This is a genomic window from Flavobacterium lipolyticum, from assembly GCF_020905335.1.
In the GTDB taxonomy this organism is placed as follows: Bacteria; Bacteroidota; Bacteroidia; order Flavobacteriales; family Flavobacteriaceae; genus Flavobacterium; species Flavobacterium lipolyticum.
In genome coordinates this window covers 1,224,148-1,246,421 of the sequence record NZ_JAJJMN010000001.1, presented here as the reverse complement: position 1 = coordinate 1,246,421, position 22,274 = coordinate 1,224,148, and the positions used below count along the sequence as shown (strand labels likewise).

The 22,274-nt window shown below is 35.0% G+C and carries 13 protein-coding genes; 6 read left to right on the top strand and 7 right to left on the bottom strand.

Annotated elements, in window-relative coordinates; genetic code table 11:
- The first annotated feature begins 34 nt into the window (after positions 1 to 34).
- Entirely contained in the window at positions 35 to 3,433 is a 3,399-nt protein-coding gene (locus LNQ34_RS05575) for a T9SS type B sorting domain-containing protein (protein ID WP_229998918.1), read from the top strand.
- A 36-nt stretch (positions 3,434 to 3,469) separates the two neighbouring features.
- Here the strand turns inward: LNQ34_RS05575 and LNQ34_RS05570 are convergent, their stop codons facing one another.
- The 6 genes from LNQ34_RS05570 to LNQ34_RS05545 form a co-directional block, all read right to left on the bottom strand.
- The gene (locus LNQ34_RS05570; protein ID WP_229998917.1) at positions 3,470 to 4,129 is read right to left on the bottom strand and encodes a SanA/YdcF family protein; all 660 of its coding nucleotides are present in this window, start codon (positions 4,127 to 4,129) and stop codon (positions 3,470 to 3,472) included.
- A gap of 144 nt (positions 4,130 to 4,273) precedes the next feature.
- Positions 4,274 to 6,301, bottom strand: a complete 2,028-nt coding sequence (locus tag LNQ34_RS05565; RefSeq protein ID WP_229998916.1) for a M3 family metallopeptidase — start codon at positions 6,299 to 6,301, stop codon at positions 4,274 to 4,276.
- Positions 6,302 to 6,429: 128 nt separating this feature from the next.
- Positions 6,430 to 6,912, bottom strand: a complete 483-nt coding sequence (gene purE, locus LNQ34_RS05560; protein WP_111285019.1) for a 5-(carboxyamino)imidazole ribonucleotide mutase — start codon at positions 6,910 to 6,912, stop codon at positions 6,430 to 6,432.
- Between the two features lie 104 nt (positions 6,913 to 7,016).
- Positions 7,017 to 7,235 (bottom strand): hypothetical protein, encoded by a 219-nt coding sequence (locus tag LNQ34_RS05555; RefSeq protein ID WP_202703308.1) that lies wholly within the window; start codon positions 7,233 to 7,235, stop codon positions 7,017 to 7,019.
- Between the two features lie 103 nt (positions 7,236 to 7,338).
- A complete protein-coding gene (locus tag LNQ34_RS05550; RefSeq protein ID WP_229998915.1) occupies positions 7,339 to 8,487 on the bottom strand; it encodes a 5-(carboxyamino)imidazole ribonucleotide synthase in 1,149 nt (382 codons plus the stop codon).
- A gap of 137 nt (positions 8,488 to 8,624) precedes the next feature.
- On the bottom strand, positions 8,625 to 9,176 hold the full coding sequence (locus LNQ34_RS05545; RefSeq protein ID WP_229998914.1) for a hypothetical protein: 552 nt from the start codon (positions 9,174 to 9,176) through the stop codon (positions 8,625 to 8,627).
- A gap of 213 nt (positions 9,177 to 9,389) precedes the next feature.
- On the opposite strand from LNQ34_RS05545, the gene LNQ34_RS05540 reads away from it, so the two are divergent.
- The 5 genes from LNQ34_RS05540 (at position 9,390) to LNQ34_RS05520 (ending at position 15,570) form a co-directional block, all read left to right on the top strand.
- On the top strand, positions 9,390 to 9,920 hold the full coding sequence (locus LNQ34_RS05540; protein WP_229998913.1) for a phosphoribosyltransferase: 531 nt from the start codon (positions 9,390 to 9,392) through the stop codon (positions 9,918 to 9,920).
- 75 nt (positions 9,921 to 9,995) lie between these two features.
- Positions 9,996 to 10,568, top strand: a complete 573-nt coding sequence (locus tag LNQ34_RS05535) for an adenylate kinase (RefSeq protein ID WP_229998912.1) — start codon at positions 9,996 to 9,998, stop codon at positions 10,566 to 10,568.
- Positions 10,569 to 10,779: 211 nt separating this feature from the next.
- Positions 10,780 to 12,054: a hemolysin family protein gene (locus tag LNQ34_RS05530; RefSeq protein WP_202701713.1), complete on the top strand. Its 1,275-nt coding sequence runs from the start codon at positions 10,780 to 10,782 to the stop codon at positions 12,052 to 12,054.
- Positions 12,055 to 12,196: 142 nt separating this feature from the next.
- Entirely contained in the window at positions 12,197 to 13,198 is a 1,002-nt protein-coding gene (obgE, locus tag LNQ34_RS05525) for a GTPase ObgE (RefSeq protein ID WP_229998911.1), read from the top strand.
- 227 nt (positions 13,199 to 13,425) lie between these two features.
- Positions 13,426 to 15,570, top strand: a complete 2,145-nt coding sequence (locus tag LNQ34_RS05520; RefSeq protein ID WP_229998910.1) for a S46 family peptidase — start codon at positions 13,426 to 13,428, stop codon at positions 15,568 to 15,570.
- 176 nt (positions 15,571 to 15,746) lie between these two features.
- On the opposite strand, the gene LNQ34_RS05515 is transcribed toward LNQ34_RS05520, so the two are convergent.
- Positions 15,747 to 22,268: an alpha-2-macroglobulin family protein gene (locus tag LNQ34_RS05515; RefSeq protein ID WP_229998909.1), complete on the bottom strand. Its 6,522-nt coding sequence runs from the start codon at positions 22,266 to 22,268 to the stop codon at positions 15,747 to 15,749.
- Between the last annotated feature and the right edge of the window lie 6 nt (positions 22,269 to 22,274).

The following is a 22,274-nucleotide window of genomic DNA, read 5'->3' as shown; positions in this document are numbered from 1 at the left end:
TAACGCATATTCTCAAGTAAGTTATGAGTTTTGTATGACAGGTAAGCATGGAAACACGATTGTTTTGGATTTTAAAGTTCACAATAAAACGAATACTTCCATACCGGACTATAGCTTTGTTTTCAATTGGAAAGGAGTTTCTAATGTTGTCATGTGGTCCGGAATGGATGTCATTCAAAACGGAAATAACGGTATAGTTGAGCTTAAAAAAACTACCTGGGGAGATGTTCTGCCGGTTGGTACTACAATTTATAGTGTCACGATGAATTATGTGCCGGGAATGTTTCCGCCGGGCCAGGGTACATTAAATGGTACTCCTATAAAAGGAATTACTTGCTATACCCCACCAGCTACCGAGAATTTTAAGTGCGAAAAAAGTTTTAGCAGTATCTGCGCCATAAAGCCTGCGGGACCTAATGGTAATGAAATAAAAATCGGCGAAGGCTCGGTTTGGGCGTGGGGTGAACGAGTAGATGTTTATATTCCTGAAAACAGAAAAGGCTGGGCTATTGGTATGGCCGTTTCTCACAGTTTGTTTACAAACCTGATGGGATTTGAGGCGATGAGTATCAATGAGTATTTTGCAACAACGATTCAGGAAATAAATGCAGGTTGCGAAGGGAGTAAACTTATTGCTCCAAGTTGGGTTACAAAAAAATACCCAAATCAGGATTTAATTAATGGTGGAGTCAATTGTTATGATACTACAGGCAAGGTTGCGGCAGGATATTTTCAGCAAGAGATGGGAGGAAGCTGGATGGAGATGTTTATGAACTATCCTTGTTTTATACCTCAGGTTTCTAAGAATAGTTTTATAGGCGATCCGGCCATAGGGGCAAGTTTTGAGTTTCAGTCTATTATAAAAATGTATCATGATTACAGAAATATTGCTTTTTGGCAATATGTTAAATGCTGGAATCCTATAGGGTTCATAAAAGACTCAAAAGATCCTTATGCAGCGGTTAAAATTTTAGCTTTGGCTTATAATCAGGGAATGAATAGTGGTGCTTTTGAACCTGTTTTTGTTAAAAATCGTGCGAATGCTGTCGCTGCAACAAATTTGATGGATTATATCTCTCCGGCTTCACCTTCCGGCTTGGACCGGCTTTATGCAGAACAAATTAACAGGCTGACAAAAGTATTAGACGACAGGGTCGCAGATATCAGCTGGACTGATGCTGCTATTTGGGGAGTAACCGATAGATCGGCTCATACATTTAGAGGATTTTATGACTCACAAATTGAATGGAGTGACGTAGACGAGTATATAAAAAAAGTTACGCCATTTTATGCTGCTTTCGGAGTAACAGAAGCAAATTTCAGAGCCACAATCAAACCCGTTTTTGATCGTATCAATGGAGGGAATTCTATATCTTTCAGATACCAGATGCATGATGTAGTAGAGGCAATAGTTGTCTTTTTACCAGCCTTTGATCCTAAAAAAGGAATGTCTGAAACATATGGTAACGAATCAAACGGTTGTTTTGCTCCTACAGCCAGAATGGAAGGATTTGACGGAGGTTGCGGAAAAGATTTAGGATTAACGGTTTATTTCTCAGGGACAGCTCCCTATAAATTTACTTACAAGAGAACAGATGTATCTCCGGAAATTGTTTATCCCGAAATAACCACTTCACAAAATCCTTATTCGATAAATCCGGCATCCTTGTCAGAAGGAACATATGCTATTATTGCGATCAGTGATGCTAATTCTGCCGGAGAAGTTGTGTGCGAGCCTATAGAAATAAAAAATGTTGGAGTTGCAATATCAGCAAAATTAGTTAAAGACGGAGGAGGAACATGTACGGGAACAGGAGCGGGGGTCAAGGTTGAAATAAGAAGTACCGGATCCGGTCCTTTTACAATAGAATATGAAATAAACGGAGTGGCTCAATCTCCCGTAACAATAAACAATACAGGTTTGTATTCCTTAATAGTGGCTCCGGCTAAGGAAGGGACTTATCGATTGACTAAAATTTCTACAGGCGGATGTAATTCGATGCTTGACGATACCATTGTTATTGATAAAGGAATTCCGGTATCAGCCGGTGCTAAATTAGTGAGATATGGAGGAGTTTCTTGTTCAGGGTTAGGCTCAGGGATTCAGGTATACATAACAAGTACAAAATCGGGACCATTTAAAATAGAATATGAAATTAACGGAATCGGTCAATCTCCTGTAACGATAAGTAGTGCAGGTTTGCACAGATTAATAATGGCTCCGGCAAATGTTGGAACTTATCGATTAACAAAAATTTCAGTTGGGGGTTGTGATTTTTTACTGGATGATACTTTAATTATTTATGGAGGAGTACCTCCTAAAGCCAGTGCGAGCCTAATTAAATACAGAGGGAATGCTTGTTTAGGAGAAAATTCAGGAGTACAGGTAGAAATTACGAGCCCCGATTCAGGTCCTTTTGTAATAGAGTATGAAATTAACGGAATACTGCAATCTCCTGTAACTATAGAAGATGTGGGTTTATATACATTAGTAACAGCTCCAGCTCAGGCCGGAATCTATCAAATTACAGAAATTTCAACTAGAGGATGCCGCTTTTCATTAGATAATATTCTTGTGATTGATAATGAAGAACCATTTACTGCAAACGCTAAATTAGTCAAATATGGGGGAGATTCTTGTTTAGGAGAGAATTCAGGTATTCAGGTAGAAATTACAAGTAAAGATTCGGGGCCATTTACAATCGATTATGAATTAAATGGGATAGTTCAATCTCCGGTGACTATTGATAGTAAAGGTTTATTTATAGTAATAGAGTCTCCGGCTCCGGTGGGAACTTATCGATTAACCAAAATTTCAACAAGAAGTTGTAGTCTTTTAATGGATGACGTTCTGATTATTGAAGAGAATACAGTGTTAGTAGAGGCTGTAATTGAAGGAAATTTAATGATTTGCAAAGGGGACAGTACTGTTTTAGAGGTGAATATTCCTTCCAATCATATCATTAAGTCTTATCAATGGGAAGTTGATGATACTGCTATCTTCGGAGCCAATACGAATACTTATGTTGCAACTCAGGAAGGAAATTATACCGTTAATATTATTACCAGTAAAGGATGTTATTTATTTTCGCCTCTGGCAAAAGTGATTTTTTTAAACAAAGAAGATTGTGAGTTAGAAAAACCTGAGTTAACCGAATGGGATTATCCTAAGTTTTTTACGCCTAATAGTGATGGATATAATGATACCTGGCATGTAAATAATTTGGAGATTTTTAATAAATTAGAGATCGATATTTTTGACAGATATGGTAAGTTCATCACTCGTTTGACTAAAGATACTCCGGGATGGAATGGTACTTATAGGAACAGTCCTGTTTTTGCTTCAGATTACTGGTTTGTTCTAACTTATGAAGAAATAAATAACCCAGGTATTGCAAAACAGATTAGAAGTCATTTTTCTTTAAAAAGGTAGTGTTAGAATTTTTTTGGGAAGCAAAAAAAGTGTTTGTTATCGTTTATCCTCTTTTGAATAATTGGAAACACCATTAATATTAATTTCGTTTCCTAAAAAACGAGGCTCGCGATTTCTTAAAACATCAAAAAAAGATTTAAAAATAGAACCGAATTCTCTAAAAGTCACATATGGATATCCCAGATATTCTCCTTTGTTGGCAGAAAATCCAATTGATTTTACGCCCAGTTTTTGTCCAATGTAAATGGCCCTGTTCAAGTGATATTCCTGAGAAATTAAAGTTGCTTTTTTTGTTTTAAAAATATGTGAGGCCCTGTACATAGTTGAATAGGTGTCAAAGCCGGCGTAATCAATAAATATTTTAGCAGTGTCAACTCCGTGGTTGAAACAATATGTTTTCATAACGGTAAGTTCATCATATTCATCTCTGCCATTGTCGCCTGAAAGCAGAATTTTATCTATTTTATGGGTTTTATACAATAGGATTCCGGCATCCAGTCTGTCTTTTAAATATTTACTGGGCTGGTCACCGTTGATTCCGGCTCCAAAAATAATTCCCACTTCATTTTTGGGAATATTATTTACAGTGTGATAAATCAAATTACTAGTTGAGGATTTAACATACCAATTAACAGAAATGATTGCAATAACCCCAATGATGAAAAGGTAAATTAGTTTTTTGAGAAGTTTTTTCAATTTGAATTTCGAAGATATGGGTTAAAAAAATGGTGAAGATAAGTAAAATTATTTATGGTATTTGTAGCTAGATCGAATCAAAAAAACCGAAGTATTTCTACCTCGGTTTTAAATATATCTAATACGTTAAGAAGTCTAAAAATCTTAAAGCAATCCTGCTCTTTTCAATAGAGCTTCCGGTTTTGGTTCCTGACCTCTGAAACGTTTGTATAATGTCATCGGATGCTCAGTTCCGCCTTTAGAAAGTACATTGTCTCTGAATTTTGCAGCGACTTCGTAATTGAAGATGCCGTTTTCCTGAAAATATTCAAAAGCATCAGCATCCAGTACTTCTGCCCATTTATAACTGTAATATCCTGAAGAATAACCGCCCTGGAAAATATGAGAAAAAGCAGTACTCATTGCATTCTCTTTTACATCAGGGTATAATTGAGTGTTTGCAAATTGCTCTGTTTCAAAAGTTTTTAGATCTGTAATAGCTGTCGGATCTTGCCCGTGCCAGGCCATATCCAAAAGACCAAAACTCAATTGACGCAAAGTGGCAAGACCTTCTTGAAAACTGGCACTTTCTTTAATTTTTTGAACATATTCGATCGGAATAACTTCATTCGTTTCGTAATGATTAGCAAATAAAGCCAAAGCTTCAGGTTCGTAACACCAGTTTTCCATAATTTGACTTGGTAATTCTACAAAATCCCAAAATACAGAAGTTCCGGACAAGCTAGGGTAAGTGGTGTTGGCAAGCATTCCGTGTAAACCGTGACCAAATTCGTGAAATAAAGTAGTAACTTCATTAAACGTCAATAACGAAGGTTTGGTTTCTGTTGGTTTTGTAAAGTTGCAAACGTTCGAAATATGAGGTCTTTCGTTTGTCCCATCTTTTATAGATTGCGATTTGAAAGAGGTCATCCAGGCTCCGTTTCGTTTTCCTCTTCTAGGGAAAAAATCAGCGTAGAAAATAGCAACTAAATTGTTCTCTGTATCTTTTACCTCGTAGGTCATCACTTCTTCGTGATATTTGTCGATATCAAAAACTTCGGTAAAAGTTAATCCGTAAAGTTTTTGGGCAACCGTAAAAGCTCCAGCTAAAACTTTTTCTAATTGAAAATAAGGTTTCAGTTTTTCGTCATCTAAGTTGAAAAGCTGCTGTTTTAATTTTTCAGAATAATAAGCACCATCCCATTTTTCCAATTGTTCAATTCCGTCCAAATCTTTGGCAAAAGAGGCTAATTCAGCAAATTCTTTTTGAGCTGCCGGTTTTGCTTTAGCCAGCAAATCATTTAGGAAAGAGAAAACTTTTTCCGGACTCTCGGCCATTCTTTCCTCTAAAACAAAATGAGCATGAGTTTTGTACCCTAATAAATTAGCTCTTTTAAAACGTAATTTGGCAATTGCCAGTACGTTCTCCTGATTGTCAAACTCGTTATTTTGAAAAGCTTTTGCACCAAAGGCAATCGCCATTTTTTTGCGTAATTCACGATTATCGGCATACGTTACAAACGGAATATAACTTGGATAATCTAAAGTGAAAATCCATCCCTCTTTTTCCTGACTTTTAGCTAATAATCTCGCCGCTTCGATTGTACCTTCCGGTAAACCAGCTAGATCTTTCTCGTCGGTTAAATGCAACTCAAAAGCATTGGTTTCAGCCAAAACATTTTCGCCAAACTGCAGACTTAATTTCGACAATTCTTTATCGATCTCACGTAAGTTTTCTTTTTTATCCTCAGGTAAATTGGCTCCGTTTCTCGAGAAGCTTTTGTATTTTTTATCCAAAAGCGTAGTTTGCTCCGGATTTAAATTCAGCTTTTCTTTTTGCTCGTGAACGGCTTTGATTTTAGCAAATAATGCTGCATTTAAGGTAATGTCATTTCCGAACTCTGAAAGTAAAGGAGAAACTTCCTGTGCAATTTTTTGCATCTCATCAGTGGTTTCTGCCGAATTTAGATTGAAGAAAATACTGGAAAGACGATCCAGAACATCACCTGTAAAATCCATTGCTACAACGGTATTTTCAAAAGTAGGTTCGTCGGGATTGTTTACGATGGCATCAATTTCGGCTTTAGCCAAAGCAATTGCTTCGTTGAAAGCAGGAACATAATCTTCGATTTTAATCTGCGAAAAAGGTGCTGTATTGTGTTTCGTATTGAAATGTTGTGTTAAGATGCTCATTTTTTTTAGTTTTCAGTCTCCGTCTCAGTTTTCAGTGCGAACTGAGACTAAAGAGTTTATTTTTTTTGAATATTCAGTCTCAGTTTTCAGTCTCAATTTTTAGTGCTTACTGAGACTGAGACTGAAAACTATTTAAGGCTCTCAGCCGCTTTATTAACTGCCGCTTTTAATTCTTCTTTATACGAAATAATAGTATCAAGTACTTTTTTATCGTGACTTCCAATGATTTGTGCTGCTAAGATTCCGGCATTTTTAGCACCGTTTAATGCTACTGTTGCAACAGGAACTCCGCCTGGCATTTGAAGGATCGATAGTACCGAATCCCAACCATCAATAGAATTGCTTGATTTTACCGGAACACCAATTACCGGAAGCGGCGACATTGAGGCAACCATTCCGGGCAAGTGCGCAGCTCCCCCCGCTCCGGCAATAATTACTGAAATTCCGCGAGTGTGTGCATTTTTACTGAAATCAAATAGTTTTTCCGGCGTTCGGTGTGCCGAAACGATGTCTACTTCAACTTCAACATTAAATTGTTTTAATATGTCGATGGCATCCTGCATGACCGGCATGTCAGAGATACTTCCCATGATGATGGCTACTTTGCTCATTTTATTTTTTTGTTTCAGGTTTTTTTGTTTCAGGTTTTTTTTGTTTCAGGTTTCAGGTTTCAAGTTTCAGGTTGATCAAAACTGAAATTTAGAAGTTATTTTGTTTAAGACTGTTTTATGGTTTTAAAAATTAGAAATATAATTCCAAGACCTAATACAATTAAGAACAATGTTATAAATAAGAATCCAATAAAATATTTGATTCTCTCACCAACATATTCATTTTTATCAATAAACTTTTCAACGTAATTTTTAGTTAAATTTTGGGTTTTACCTGCCTTTGAAGCATTGTTTAATAAATCAAGAAGATCAAGAAATCCCATTTGTAATATTTTTGATTCAAGTTGTTGTAAACTGTTGACTGTGAATGAAAACTACTTGTTCTGTTTCAGGTTTCAGACTGTTGACTGTGGCTGAAAACGGCAACTAATTACTAATCACTCTAATCGTATTCTTAACATCCTCGGCAATTCTTCTGGCCTCAGACATATTTTCATTTACGATGGTAACATGCCCCATTTTTCTGAAAGGGCGTGTTTGTTTTTTACCGTAAATATGTGGGGTAACACCGTTCCATCCCAAAATGGTTTCGATATTTTCATAAACAACATCTCCCGAAAATCCTTCGGCACCTACTAAGTTAACCATAATCCCGGCAACTTTACTGTCGGTATTTCCCAAGGGAAGATCCAAAATCGCACGCAAATGATTTTCGAATTGCGAAGTATAACTGGCTTCAATCGAGTAATGTCCTGAATTGTGCGGACGCGGAGCTACTTCATTTACTAAAATAGCATCGTCATTAGTCTGAAACATTTCAACAGCCAAAAGACCAACATGATTGAATTTTTCCGAAACATTTAAGGCAATCGCTCTCGCTTTTTGGGCTACTTTCTCCTCAATTCTGGCAGGACAGATTACATATTCTACCTGGTTGGCTTCCGGATGAAATTCCATTTCAACAACCGGATACGTTTTTATTTCTCCTGATGGATTTCTACAGACAATAACAGCCAATTCGTTTTTAAACGGAATCATAGTTTCTGCAATGCATTCTACATTTGGCAAACTGTCCAGATCTGAAACCTGACGAATTACTTTTACGCCGTTTCCGTCGTAACCAAACTCAGTGCATTTCCAGACAAATGGTAGTTTTATATCTTGAATTTTAGCTTTAAGACCTGCTAAATTTTCAAAGCGCTCAAATGGTGCTGTTGGGATATGGTGATCCGCGTAAAATTGTTTTTGAATTCCTTTGTTTTGAATTCCTTTTAAGGTTTTAGGTGAAGGATAGATTTTCAATCCTTCATTCTCTAATTGTGTCAGGGCTTCCAGGTTAACCAGTTCGATTTCAAAAGTCAGAACATCTACTTGTTTTCCAAAATTATAAACCGTTTCATAATCCATTAAATCCCCCTGAAAGAATTTATTGCAGGCAAATTTACTTGGAGCTTCGTCGCTTGGGTCAAGAATATAAGTTTGGATGTCAAATTTTCGGGTGTCAAACAAGAGCATTTTACCTAATTGTCCGCCGCCTAATATTCCTAATTTAAAATCAGAAGAAAAATAATTCATTGTAGTTGTGTTTTTGCAAAGATACTTTTTAATCTTTTTTTTGCCACGAATTTCACAAAATTCACAAATTTTTTCAGGTTATAATTTTAAGAACAATATAATTAATACAATCTGTATAGGGTTTATGCGTAATAAAACTACTCGATTTTCTTTAAAACTTCTTTGGCAACGGCTTTGTAAGCAGCAGAATGATCGCCATAGTCCTTATTCAGAATAACTTGCAGTTCCGGGTGTATCCAGTCATAATGGTTGCCTAGTAGGTATAAAGTTCTTATTGAATAGGCCTTGGTCGCTACTTTTACATCATTGATAAGCCAGTCAAATGACGCTTCGATACAATCCTGCAAATTAGTTTCGGAAAGAGAAATGCCGTTTTCGAATTTGCTATAGTGAGCTTTTACGAGTAACTGAACTACTTTTGCGATAGGGCGGATGGCACTTTCGTCTTTTAAAACTTTCAAATTCGAACAGAAAAAATCAAGATACGGTTGCAGCCAGATCAATTCTTCGTATGAAACAAATTCCATAATCCAGCAGGCTTTGTGATTGTTTTTGTCTGATGGGGAAAAACAAATGGAAACAAGTTCTTTAAATAAGGATGGGTTTTCTAAAACTTCGTTTGCCACATTAAGACGGTTTTCCCGATAAGCTTTTACGTAATCTAATTTCGTTTGTAATTCAGAAGACATTTTGATGAGTTTTGGACAGGTCTAAAATAAGTAATTTAAGGTTATGGTTTTAAAATCTGTTGATTTAATAAAATCAGACCTGTTTTAAAGAAAAGATTTCTAAATAGTAAGTGATATTTAATATTCTTAAAAAAATAGGTATGTCCTATATTTTGATACCCGCAGTTTATTTCTAATTCTGTATCTTTGCCCATTATTTTAAATGTAAAAATAATGATACAACTTCACGATAAACAATTTGTTCCGTTTATTTCGGCCAAAGAAATTGATTTCGCTTTAACTAAAATAGTAGCACAGGTAGAAGATGATTTTGGAGACGATACCCCAATTTTTATTGGTGTTTTAAATGGGGCTTTTATGGTAGTTGCCGATTTTTTGAAGAAATACAAAGGCCTTTGCGAGGTTTCATTTATCAAAATGGCTTCTTATAAAGGAATTGAAAGTACCAATACGGTAAAAGAATTAATAGGGATCAATCAGGATTTATCAGGAAGAACGGTTATTCTTATTGAAGATATTATTGATACAGGAAATACAATTGAAGAATTGAAACAACTGTTTAAAGCACAAAATGTAAAGCATTTTAAAATTGCTACTTTGTTTTTTAAACCGGAAGCTTATAAAAAAGACATCAAGATAGATTATATCGGAATCAGAATTCCGAATAAATTTATTGTAGGTTACGGACTGGACTATGATGGTTTGGGAAGAAACTTTCCCGAAGTTTATAAATTGGCAGAATAAATTGAAACACGCACACAACTATATATTCATTTAAAACTTCTTGTAAAAATAGAAGTCACAACACTTACTCATATTATGATTAACATTGTTTTATTTGGAAAGCCAGGGGCAGGTAAAGGAACTCAGGCAGAATTTTTAAAAGAAAAGTACAAATTAACACATCTTTCAACAGGAGATATTTTTCGTTTTAACTTAAAAAATGATACAGATTTAGGAAAACAAGCAAGAGTTTTTATGGATAACGGAGCGTTAGTTCCGTGTGAAGTAACTACCGCAATGTTAATTGATGAGGTAAAAAAACATCCTGATACAGCAGGGTTTTTGTTCGACGGTTATCCTAGAACTTTAGATCAGGCGGAAGCTTTAGATCAATTTTTACCAACGATTGGATCAAGTGTAACGGCGACTGTTGCATTAGAAGCAGATGATGAAATTCTAGTGGCTCGTTTGTTAGAAAGAGGAAAAACAAGCGGAAGAGCTGACGATCAGGACGAAGAGAAAATTAGAGTAAGATACCAGGAGTACAATGAAAAAACAGCTCCACTAATTGGATATTATAAAGAACAAAATAAGTTTCATGCCGTAAATGGTATCGGAACCATCGAAGAAATTACAGAGCGATTAACGTCAGTTATAGATAATTTGTAGAAGCTTTTTTCGGCTGTCGTTTCATCCCGACTGCGATCGGGACTTTTAAGAACTATTTTTCTTGTCATAAAACAGGCATTTTTGTGGTGCTGTTTTCTGGGAAGAAAAATTAGTTTTTTAAGACAGGATTCTTTTGAATGATAGGGAGACGAAGTTTTAAGATGACAGAATTATCTTGATGAAGACAATTTTATAACGAATAAACCAAAAATTGGAAATACTAATAATATTTTTTCTAATACTATTGAATGGTGTTTTTTCCATGTCAGAAATTGCATTGATTTCGGCTCGGAAAAACAGACTTGAAACTGCCGCAAAAAAAGGAAACAATAGTGCTAAAATAGCACTTGATCTGGCCAATTCTCCAAATAAATTTTTGTCAACCGTACAAATCGGAATTACTTTAATTGGTATTTTGACTGGTATTTACAGCGGTGATAAAATAACAATGGACGTTGAGGTTTTTGTTAGCGGATTTGCATTTTTAAAACCCTATGCTCATTCTGTTGCAGTGGGTATTGTGGTCGTGGTTTTGACATTTTTCTCTTTGGTTTTAGGAGAATTATTGCCAAAGCGAATTGGTTTAAATTATCCGGAGGCGATTGCCAAAATGGTAGCGCTGCCTATGAAAACCATCTCGATAATTACAGCGCCCTTTATCTGGCTGCTTACTTCTTCGACAGATTTTTTACTGAATGTATTTCAGATTAAACCAACTGCCGATGGTAAGGTAACCGAAGAAGAAATTAAAGCAATTATCAAAGAAGGTACTGAGGGTGGAGAAGTTCAGGAGATCGAGCAAGATATCGTAGAACGTGTTTTTCACATTGGGGATCGAAAAGTAAATTCGTTGATGACACACCGTAAGTCAGTTGATATGCTGCCTTTCAATGCCGATAAAACGAAGATTAAGGAATTGGTTTTGCAGGATTTGCATACTGTTTATCCGGTGTACAGAGACAATTATGATGATATTGTGGGGGTTGTAACCCTAAAGAATATCTTTGCAAACATTGAAAGTGAACATTTTGATTTGGCGGGAATCATGATTGATGCGCCTTACCTAATGGAGCAAACAACGGCATACAAAGCGCTGGAGAATTTTAAAAAAACAGGGATTCATTATGCTTTAGTTTCTGATGAGTATGGTGTTTTTCAGGGAATTATTACCCTAAATGATATTCTGGAAGCTTTAGTAGGAGATGCATCTGATTTTTATAAAGATGAATTCCAATTAATTGAAAGAGAAGACGGTTCGTGGCTCGTTGATGGGCATTATTCGTTGCACGATTTTTTAACTTATTTTGAGTTAGACGAATTGACAAACGATTATGAAGTAAACACGGTAAGCGGAATGATTATGACCGAGCTTTCGCATATTCCAAAAGAAGGCGAAAAATTAATCTGGCAAAAGTTTGTGCTGGAAGTAATCGATATGGATGGCGTAAAGATTGATAAAGTGTTGGTAAAAGCGCTTAAAGAATAAAAAAATAGTTTTCAGTCACAGTTTTCAGTCATAGTTTGGTACTGAAAAAGGTGACTGCAGCTGAAAGATAAATAAAATAGAATTTAGAAATAGAAGCTAGAGAAATCTAAAATTTAAAATCTAAAATCTGAAATTCAGAAAAATGACAGAAGGAAATTTTGTAGATTATGTTAAGATTTATGTTTCTTCCGGTAAAGGAGGTAAAGGATCTACGCATTTACATAGAGAGAAATTTATTGAAAAAGGAGGCCCAGACGGAGGTGATGGTGGTCGTGGAGGACACGTGTATTTGGTGGGGAATAAAGGACTTTGGACATTATTTCATCTAAAATTTGCACGACATATTAAAGCGGGCCACGGTGGAGATGGAGGAGGAGACCGTAGTACAGGTGCTGACGGAGAAGATAAATTTATCGAAGTACCTTTAGGAACTGTTGTAAAAGACAAAGAAACAGGAGAAACTTTATTCGAAATTACCGAAGACGGTGAAAAAAGAATCCTCTCAAAAGGAGGAAAAGGAGGTCTGGGAAACTGGCACTTCAGAAGTTCAACCAATCAAACACCCCGTTATGCTCAGCCGGGTTTACCGGGAGTAGAAATGGATGTAATTTTAGAGCTTAAAGTATTAGCCGACGTTGGTTTAGTAGGTTTTCCAAACGCCGGAAAATCAACCCTATTGTCTGTTTTAACTTCTGCAAAACCAAAAATTGCCGATTATCCTTTTACAACCTTAAAGCCAAACTTAGGAATTGTGGCTTATAGAGATTATCAATCTTTTGTAATTGCAGATATTCCCGGAATTATTGAAGGAGCTGCAGAAGGGAAAGGTTTAGGTCATTACTTTTTGCGTCATATCGAACGTAACTCAACATTATTGTTTCTAGTTCCGGTTGATACACCAGATATTAAAGCAGAGTATGATATTTTGGTCAATGAATTAACCAAGTACAATCCTGAAATGTTAGACAAAGAACGTCTTTTAGTAATCTCTAAATGTGATATGTTGGATGACGAATTGAAAGCTGAATTGAAGACCGAATTAGACGTCGCTTTCAAAGACGTTCCATATATGTTTATCTCATCAGTGGCTCAGCAGGGTTTAACGGATTTGAAAGATAAGCTTTGGAAAATGCTTAACGACTAAAAAAATAATTTGTAAAAAGGTGTTCTGGAAACAGAGCACCTTTTTTGTTTTGTGTACTATTCATATAACATGAAAATAACAGATTTTCGTAGGCCAAATTAAATACATTATAGGTGTTAAATTCGTAATGAAATGCTAAAAAATCACTGAGATGTCTAATTTCGGCAGGAATTTCGGTAGTATAATTATGAAAATGAATTATATTCGCATCACTTAAACAAAATAACATGAAAAAAATAGTTTTATTCTTGACCATGTGTCTGATGGCTTTTCCTGTAAGAGCTGATGAGGGAATGTGGTTTTTGATGTTTATCGAAAGATTGAACCATAGAGATATGGAAAAAATGGGCTTGCAATTGACAGCCGAAGAAATTTACAGTATCAACCATCATAGTTTAAAAGATGCTATTGTACAATTTAATGGAGGTTGTACAGCAGAAATTGTTTCTAAAGAAGGATTGGTTTTAACCAATCACCATTGTGGTTATGACGCAATTGCAGAACTATCTTCGGCAGAGCAAAACTACTTAAAAGACGGTTTTTGGGCAAAACAAAGAAGTGCCGAAATGAAACCGAAATCATTGTATGTACGTTTCTTCGTGCGTATGGATGATGTTTCTAAAAGAATTTTGTCAAAAGTAAATGATAAAATGACAGAGACTGAAAGAAGTAAAGCGATTCAGCAAGAAATTGCTTTGATTGAAAAGGAAAACAATGAAGGTGGAAAATATACCGTTTCTGTTCGTCCTTTCTTTCAGGGAAATGAGTATTACTATTTCGTTTACCAGGATTATACAGACGTACGTTTAGTAGGAACACCTCCTGAAAGTGTTGGTAAATTTGGTGGAGATACGGACAACTGGGAGTGGCCTCGTCAAACAGGAGATTTCTCTATGTTCAGAGTGTACGCAGATAAAGACGGAAATCCGGCAGCATATTCTAAAGATAATGTGCCTTTGAAACCAAAACACTACTTACCAGTAAGTATTAAAGGAGTTAAAGAGAATGATTTCGCTATGATCTTAGGGTATCCGGGAAGAACAAACCGTTGGATGCCGGCTGGAGGAATTGAGCAAAACGTTAAGTTTGCTTACCCTGCTTGGGTTGAAGGTGCTAAAACCGGAATGGATCAAATGAAAAAGTATATGGACAAAGATGCAACAGTTCGTTTGCAATACGCGTCTAAATATGCTTCTACAGCAAACTACTGGAAAAACCGTCAGGGGATGATCGATGCTTTAACAAAAGCGGGAACAGCAGAGGTTAAAGCGGGACAAGAAGATAAATTTTACGAGTGGGCTACTAAACCGGCTAATAAAGAAAAGTATGAGAATGTAATTCCAACTATTAATGATTATTACAGATCTACAAATGTAAAATCAACTCATGACAATTACCTGACACAGCTTTTACGTACATCAGCTTACGCAACCGGACCTGCTAACCTAGGAAACGCATTGATCGCTTATTACAACGAAAATGATGCTAAGAAAGCTGAAATGCTGCCTAAGATCAACGCAATGATCGAAAACATCTATGGTGAATTTTATGCGCCTCTTGAAAAAGATGTATTAACAGCACAATTGAATTTATACGCTTCTAAAGCTGCTGAATATGGTTTAGCGACGCAAGTTGCTAAAATGAAATCAGGGAACAATGGTGACTTTACTGCCGATGTGGCAAAAGCAACTGAAATCAGTTATTTTACTTCTAAAGACAAAGTATTGGCATTTATGGCTAATCCTAAACCATTAGCAATTGTACACGATCCTTTGTATATTATCTCTAACGATTTAATGACAAAATACCGTGCTAAAACAGACGATCAGTTGAAAGCTGATGACGGTTTCGCAAGTGCTTACCGTAAATTGGTAGAAGGTTTAAGAGAATCTAAACTGAATGCTATTCAATATCCTGACGCTAACTCTACCTTGAGACTAACTTACGGAAAAGTAAGAGCTTTACCTGCTGATCCGCGTAACGATGCTAAAATCAATAATTATACAACCATGGAAAGTATGGTTAAAAAATATAAAGCAGGAGATCAGGAATTTGATTTACCAAAACGTTTGTTAGAGTTGAACAAAGCAAAAGATTTTGGGCAGTATGCAGATAAAGCGGGTTATATGCCGGTAAACTTCTTAACAGATAACGATATTACTGGCGGAAATTCAGGTTCTCCGGTATTGAACGGAAAAGGAGAATTAATTGGAGTTGCTTTCGACGGAAACATCGAAGCGATGGCAGGAGATGTTATTTTCGATTCTAAATTACAAAGAACAATCAACGTAGATATTCGTTACGTACTTTGGATTATTGACAAATACGCCGGAGCTAAAAACATTATTGACGAAATGACGATTATTAAATAATTCGATTTTTTTTATTGAACAAACACCCGACAGGTTTTTAAAATCTGTCGGGTGTTTTTGTTTTTTTCGCCACGGATTCACGAATATTAATTAATTAATTCGTGAATTCATGGTGGAATTCTTTGTAGCATTCTTTTGGAATTTGGGATTTTATTTTTTGGAATGTGTACCAGTTGTTAATTGACTTTTACTCTAATTCCGTCAGTATGACTTGTAAATTCCGGTGCATACATACTTTCAATTGTTGTAATTCCGTTAGAGAATTCTCCGCTGTTGTTTACACGAATATCGTATTCTATTACATAAGTTCCTTTATTGATTGTATCAAAGAAGAAATGAGTTGCTGCATCTTTGGTACTCATATAGTATCCCAAATAATCTTTATACTGATACTGAGAAAGCACATTTACAGGCTCAAAACAAGAAGCTCTCATGTCTTTTAAATGAATATATTCGGTGTCTTCTTTTGCAGTAATGATCAATCGTACTGTAACTAAATCTCCGGTTTTTAAAGAGTTTTTAGAACTGATCTTTTCTAATTGTTCTCCTTTTAACGTGCTTTTCTTTAGATATAGTTCTTTCGAGACTGAGAGGACCGATCCTGAATTGGTTTTAATTTTATCCAAATCTTCAAAATACTGCCAATAAACACCTCCAAAACCAGGAACTTTAGATTTGTTTTGAATACTGATTGAAGCCATTTCTTTTTTAATTTCATCGGCCTTCCAGCTTAGTTTAATATAACCGGTTTCAGCTTCTTTTTCATTTTCAGTCAGTTTTTTAGTTAGAATTTTTTCATCTCCAATTTTAATAACGGTATTGTCTTTCACACTTAACCAGTCATTTCCTTGCATTAATAAAGCATAAATAGCTTCGGTAGTAGATTTAGTTGTTGGCCAATTTTTGGTTTGTTTGTTTTTTAATAACCATACTTTCATTGCATCAACAGATTTGGTATCGTTATTCACTTCCGCGAAAGCCTCAATTAATAAAGCCTGTGTTTCTATTGGCGCCTGATACCAATACCAGCCCGATTTATTGACGATCCAGTACATTCCTAAATCTTCGTTGTTTGATGACGTTTCTTTTAAACTTTCTATGATTTTTCTGGCAGTTTCTTTTTCGCCAAAACGATTCAAAGTTAATGCAGCTAATCCTTTTTCGTAGAGAGAATAGTTTAACCAATCTTTTTTAGCTGTTTCTAAATAAAGTTTGGTGGCTTTTTTTAAAGTGTCTGAAAGAGGATATTTCTCTAAATAAAAACTTCTTGTATATAAATAATGCAGATCAGAATACGGATTGATCCAAATTAGTTTCTCTACAGCTTTTAAACCTTTGGTTCTGTTTTTATAGTATTCTAAAAATTTATTGTCTAAAAACGGAATACCAGTTTTTGCAATTTGGTCTATTTTATTGTTATCACTACTTTTAGTTAACTTTGATAAATGACCCAATCCAGCCAGAATATGTCGGGTAATGTATTCATTTTCGTTCCCTCCGTCAAACCATAAAAATCCTCCTGATGCTTTTTGCTTTTGTTTTAATTTTTCGAAAGTAGTTTCCTGTGAAGTTTTCATTTTCTCCAGATCAAACAAAAGTGCCAGATTTTTTTTCTTTTCGTTTTCGCTTTGCGCATCATTTAGCCACGGAGTTTCAGCAAGAATAATCGATTTTAACTCTTCATTTTCTTCTAGTTTAGAAGTTAGCTTTCCATTTTTTTTCCAATTTTCAAAAACAGTCGCAATCTTCGGATTATTTGAAATAATCTCCGTAGCCAAAGCATTGGCATAAAAACGGGCAAAAGTTTGTTCTGCACATTCATGCTCGTACTCCATTAAATAAGGCAAAGACTGAATAGCTATCCAGGATGGATTCGAAGTATATTCGAATGTAAATTGGTGATTCTTTAAAGTTGTTGAATTGTTGTTTTTTAGATTATTAAAGGTGTACTCTTTGGTTGAGTTTTCACGAACCCAGATAGGAATACTTTCTGTAACAAGCATATTGTTTGTCAAAACCGGCAGAATGTTTTCTTCTCCGTCGGAAAAATTGCCTGATTTAGCCAGGATTTTATATTGTAAACCCTGCAAACCTTCCGGTATTGAAACGGTCCAGGTTACGGTTGTGTTTCCGAAAGCACCAACAGTAAAGTTTCTGATGTTTTGTGCATTGAGCATTTTAGCATCGATCGGCTGTAGGGTTGTAGCATCAAAAAACTGTAAAACAGCAATTCCGGTTTTCGTTTCGTTGGTAATATTCGAGATCTTGGCATGGAGTACAATCGTGTCTTTTTCTCTAAAGAAGCGTGGGAAATTTGGTAAAAGCATTAACTCTTTTTGAGTCACAACACTTTTCTCCAGATAACCGGAAACGGCATCTTTGTTATGTGCCAATAAACGAAGTTTCCAAGTCGTTAAAGCTTCAGGAGAGCTAAAGTTAAAACTCACTTTTCCGTTAGCATCCGTTCTTAAATTAGGTAGGAAAAAAGCAGTTTCAGATAAATTTTTTCTGGCTTTTACTTGTGTTAAGGCTTCTAAGGCTTTTTTGGTTGTAATGATTATGGCTCCGTTTGCACCTTTGTTTCCGTAAAGTACTAAGGCTTTGTCGGCTTTTAATGTGTCAATTGAAATTATTTCTGAAGGACTCAGATTTTTTAAAGTTTCTTCATTAGAAATTTCTCCATCAACTATAATTAGTGGTTGTGTTGCGGTATTAGAAGCTGCACCACGAATCACTATTTTATCTGAATCAGTTTTGGTAATCTCCAGACCACTTATTATTCCTGAAAGCATGGTAGCCGGGGCGCCATTTACAGGAGCATCTTCTGATATCGACTCAGCGCTTACTTTTCTAACGGCATAAGAAAGTGATTTTTGTTTTTTTTGTATTCCATAAGCAGTTACAACAACTTCGTTTAAGGCACTTGAATCTTCAACTAAAATAATATCTATATTCTTTTTATTTTCAACAGACACCGTTTTGTTTTTGAAACCAAGATAACTGAATATAATTTCTTCATTTTCGGTGGCTTCAATTTCGTAATATCCGTCAAAATCACTCTGTGCTATTCTTTTTGTTCCATTGATCATAATAGAAACTCCGGGCAAAGGAAGCCCTGAAATCTCGGTAATCACGCCAGAAATCATTTTTGCATTCAGCGGCTTTTTGGTCTTTTTAGAAAGTTGCCTCTGATACTCTCTTTGCAGCTGTAAATTGTTGTTTTGGTTCGCAAAATCAAATCCAAACCATATTAGTTTGGTAGTTTCGTTATAGAGTTCTACACGATTTAGAGGTGGATTTAGATTAATAATCGATGTTGAAGTCTTTTCGAAACCTAGAGCGGTTTTGGTATTGTTTTGATTATAGTTGTAATCATAAATGCCCAGATTTAGCCAATCTTTTTGGGTAAATTGATCCAGGGAACTGTCATACATTGAAGCTAAAATTTCAGCTTCTTTTTTTGCGTTAATGGATTTTAGCTTAAAAGACCAGTTTTCATTGCTTCCAGGCTGTATTTTATTTCTAAAGGTTTCAACATTAAACTCCAATTTTGAGATTAGTTCTTTTAATGTTACATCTGTTTGAAGGTTAAAAGTTTCATTTTCAAAAACACTTTGAAATCCAATCTGTATAGTTTTTTCAAATTCATTTTTTAAAGGAATTTTAATTATAGTCTCGTTGTTTTGTAGATGATAGGTTTCTTCAAAAAAGATTTTACTGTTATAACTCCCAGTTGCAATGATGTAAAGTTCCGGTATAACAGAAGTTAATTTGATTAATGCAAAACCGTCTTTTTTAGCGTCGCGATTAACCTGTTCGAAAGTAAAAAGTTTACTTGGATTGAACCTGTCTTTACTTTGCTTAATGTCAAAAGGGGTGATGCTTTCAATAGTATTGTTATAACGGTCTTTTGCAGAGAATACAATTTTGTATTTTCCGGACTTGTAATTTGTAATAAAATCCAGAACTATTTTTTTGTCCTTTTCAGTATCAACTTTTTTTGAATAAACCAGAACTTCAGTTTTTTCATTTGTTATGTCACTTTTGTTTTGTTCGTATGGAAATAATTTTTCAAATTCTTCATTACTTATGGTTTTAATTTCAGGCTTACTCCATATGTTTTGTTTGAATTTGCTTGAAAACGGACTAATAAAGTAGATTTTAACGTCACCTTTAGCAGCTAAGAATTCTCCATTTAAATTAGTACTTTCCAGTTTAACTTCATTTTTATCTTTAGTTCTAATTTCAGGGGCGATAAAGGTCTGTAGAACCAAATCGTGATAGCCGACTTTTACGGTAGTTTCAGTTTCATGTGTTTCACCATTTATATCGGTAACCGAGGCTTTAATGCGATAATTAAAAACAGGCAATTGCTCTTTGTTGCTGTTTTTAGAAGGTACTGCGACAAAATCAATAATAAATTTACCCGAGGCATCGGTTTTTGTTTCCCCGGTTGAAATAGTTTCAGTTAGTTCGTTACTGTAATGATTTCTGTAATAATCGACATAACGAGTTACCGAATACGTAACCTTCGCGTCAGAAATCACACTCCCGGCAAATGCTTTTGCATTACCTTTTACTTGAATCGACTGATTGATTTGAAAGGCCTCTTTTTTGGATTCAAAAGTGACTTCAAATTTTGGGCGTTTGTATTCTTCTACTCTAAAATCAGTTTGAGAATTTTCAAAGTTAACATGGTCCCAGAAAGGATGGTCCCCATTTTCTTTGTCATAGATAATGTCTTTTTCATAATCATGTACGTCATCAGCTTTCATCGTAAAATTGCCTGTTAATCCGGTTTTAGGCAAGATAAATTCGCCAGAAAAAGAGCCGAACTCATTTGTTACTACTGCAAATTCTTTTATCTCGTTATAATCAGAATCTTTAACGCTGATGTTAAAAGAGGTGTGAGGCACAATACTAGTGATGTTTTGTTTTTTTTGGATTGCAATCCCTTTGTAGTAAACAGTTTGCCCAGGACGATAAATTGCGCGGTCTAAATAAAATTCGACTTTTCCTTTAAAGTCATTGTTGTCAGTAGTGTCAGAAGGATCATATTCGCTGCTGTAAAAAATGTAGTTTTTATAAACGGAGACAGTATCATTTGCGGTGGAAATTTGAATTGCTTCATTGTTATAAGTATATTTCTTTTCCTTATAAACTGCAATTCCCTTTTTATTTGTTACAAGGTTAAGGTAAGTCGACTTAAGAATTGCGTTGGGTATTGGTTCTCCCGTTTTTCGATCTAAAACCTGATAGGTTTCTTTAGCATCACCCTGAGAAGCTAAGGCCATTATATTTGTCGTAGTGATGGTTTCATATGCAAAGGCTTTCTTATTCTTTTCATCTGAATCACTTTCAAAGTAAACTAAATAAGATCCTGTTTTTAAATTTGGTAGTAGAACCTCGGTCGTATACTCAAAAAAGTCTTTTTTATTTGTGAGCAGATATTTTTTGCTTACAATAGGTTGTGCTTTTTTAATGATAGCCTCAGTTAAACTATCTTTTTTGGAATATAGGGTTCTAAATTCAGCAAGTTGTTTTTGATTGATTTTAAAGAAGGAAATTGTTAAATGATCTAGATTTTTGTATCGAATAAAAGCTCTCGTATTTTCGTCAGTATAGGTGTATTTTTGAAGTTGTACATTTAATGATTTGGAAATAATGTTTTCTTTCTTTTGGCGGGCTAATTTATAGGCATTAGATCTATTACTGATTTCTAGGATACTATCTAGAGTCGTAATGGCTTTTATGTTGTAATCAGGATGAATGTCTTTTGATGCCTGACTATTTAAAATGAAAGCTTTTTCTAATTGAATTTTCTGGATTAGGAGTTCGTCTTTGATGTCTTTTTGAAATTGAACTAAATAGTTAAAATAGCGATCGTTTGGTAGTGATAATTTTGTTTTGCAAAATTGTATGCGATCCCATTCATTTTCTTTTGTTGGATTTGTACTTTCTCTTTTTTGATACAGGGATAATGATTGTTTTAGATTATCATCGGTGATAAAATCCAGATTCAGTTTTATGAAATCCGCGGAATTTCCGAAAAGGGCTTTTTCATAAGATTCAAAATCATTTTTTTGAATTTCCCAGTTGTTAATTTTGGAATTGTATGTTATGATATTTTCATTAATTATATAATCGAACAAGCTTTGATTTTTAAAATTCCCCAAAGTAGGGTAATCAAAAATAAGGTCATATTTTGCCAATAAAGTATTCTTTAAAACAGTTTCGTTCTCAAGAGATTGTTTTAAAGAAAGATTTATCTGATCAGTAAAATTGAGTGTGGTCCAGGTTAAGAAATTAGTATCTGGTACTGTGGTTGTAGTTCTTCTTTGGATGGAATATTTATTTTGATTGTAATAATCATTTAAACACTTCGCATAAATCAAATTCAAAATTGCTTTTGAAGGAATCGAAACACGATCGATATCTGTTTTAAGATTGTTTAGTATTTTAGTTTGCGCGTTTTCATCAATAATCTGTAAGTATTTTGATTGATAGAAGAAGCATTTTAGCATTTGAACTTCATCTTTTCTTGCGATCGCTTTTCTGTAAATTTTGCTTACGACTTCATTGGCTGATTTAATTTTTCCATCATTTTCGTAAGTAACAACTTCATCCCATTTTTCATCTGTTCTTTGTGCAAATAGTGCAGTGGATAACAGTAAGAAAACAAATAGTATATTTTTCATAAGTTA

Bases quoted from the DNA above. Each gene is read 5' to 3' on its own strand.
- LNQ34_RS05575 (WP_229998918.1), top strand. From the start codon at position 35: ATGACAGGTAAGCATGGAAACACGATTGTTTTGGATTTTAAAGTTCAC.
- LNQ34_RS05565 (WP_229998916.1), bottom strand. From the start codon at position 6,301: ATGAGCATCTTAACACAACATTTCAATACGAAACACAATACAGCACCT.
- purE (WP_111285019.1), bottom strand. From the start codon at position 6,912: ATGAGCAAAGTAGCCATCATCATGGGAAGTATCTCTGACATGCCGGTC.
- LNQ34_RS05555 (WP_202703308.1), bottom strand. From the start codon at position 7,235: ATGGGATTTCTTGATCTTCTTGATTTATTAAACAATGCTTCAAAGGCA.
- LNQ34_RS05550 (WP_229998915.1), bottom strand. From the start codon at position 8,487: ATGAATTATTTTTCTTCTGATTTTAAATTAGGAATATTAGGCGGCGGA.
- LNQ34_RS05545 (WP_229998914.1), bottom strand. From the start codon at position 9,176: ATGTCTTCTGAATTACAAACGAAATTAGATTACGTAAAAGCTTATCGG.
- LNQ34_RS05540 (WP_229998913.1), top strand. From the start codon at position 9,390: ATGATACAACTTCACGATAAACAATTTGTTCCGTTTATTTCGGCCAAA.
- LNQ34_RS05535 (WP_229998912.1), top strand. From the start codon at position 9,996: ATGATTAACATTGTTTTATTTGGAAAGCCAGGGGCAGGTAAAGGAACT.
- obgE (WP_229998911.1), top strand. From the start codon at position 12,197: ATGACAGAAGGAAATTTTGTAGATTATGTTAAGATTTATGTTTCTTCC.
- LNQ34_RS05520 (WP_229998910.1), top strand. From the start codon at position 13,426: ATGAAAAAAATAGTTTTATTCTTGACCATGTGTCTGATGGCTTTTCCT.
- LNQ34_RS05515 (WP_229998909.1), bottom strand. From the start codon at position 22,268: ATGAAAAATATACTATTTGTTTTCTTACTGTTATCCACTGCACTATTT.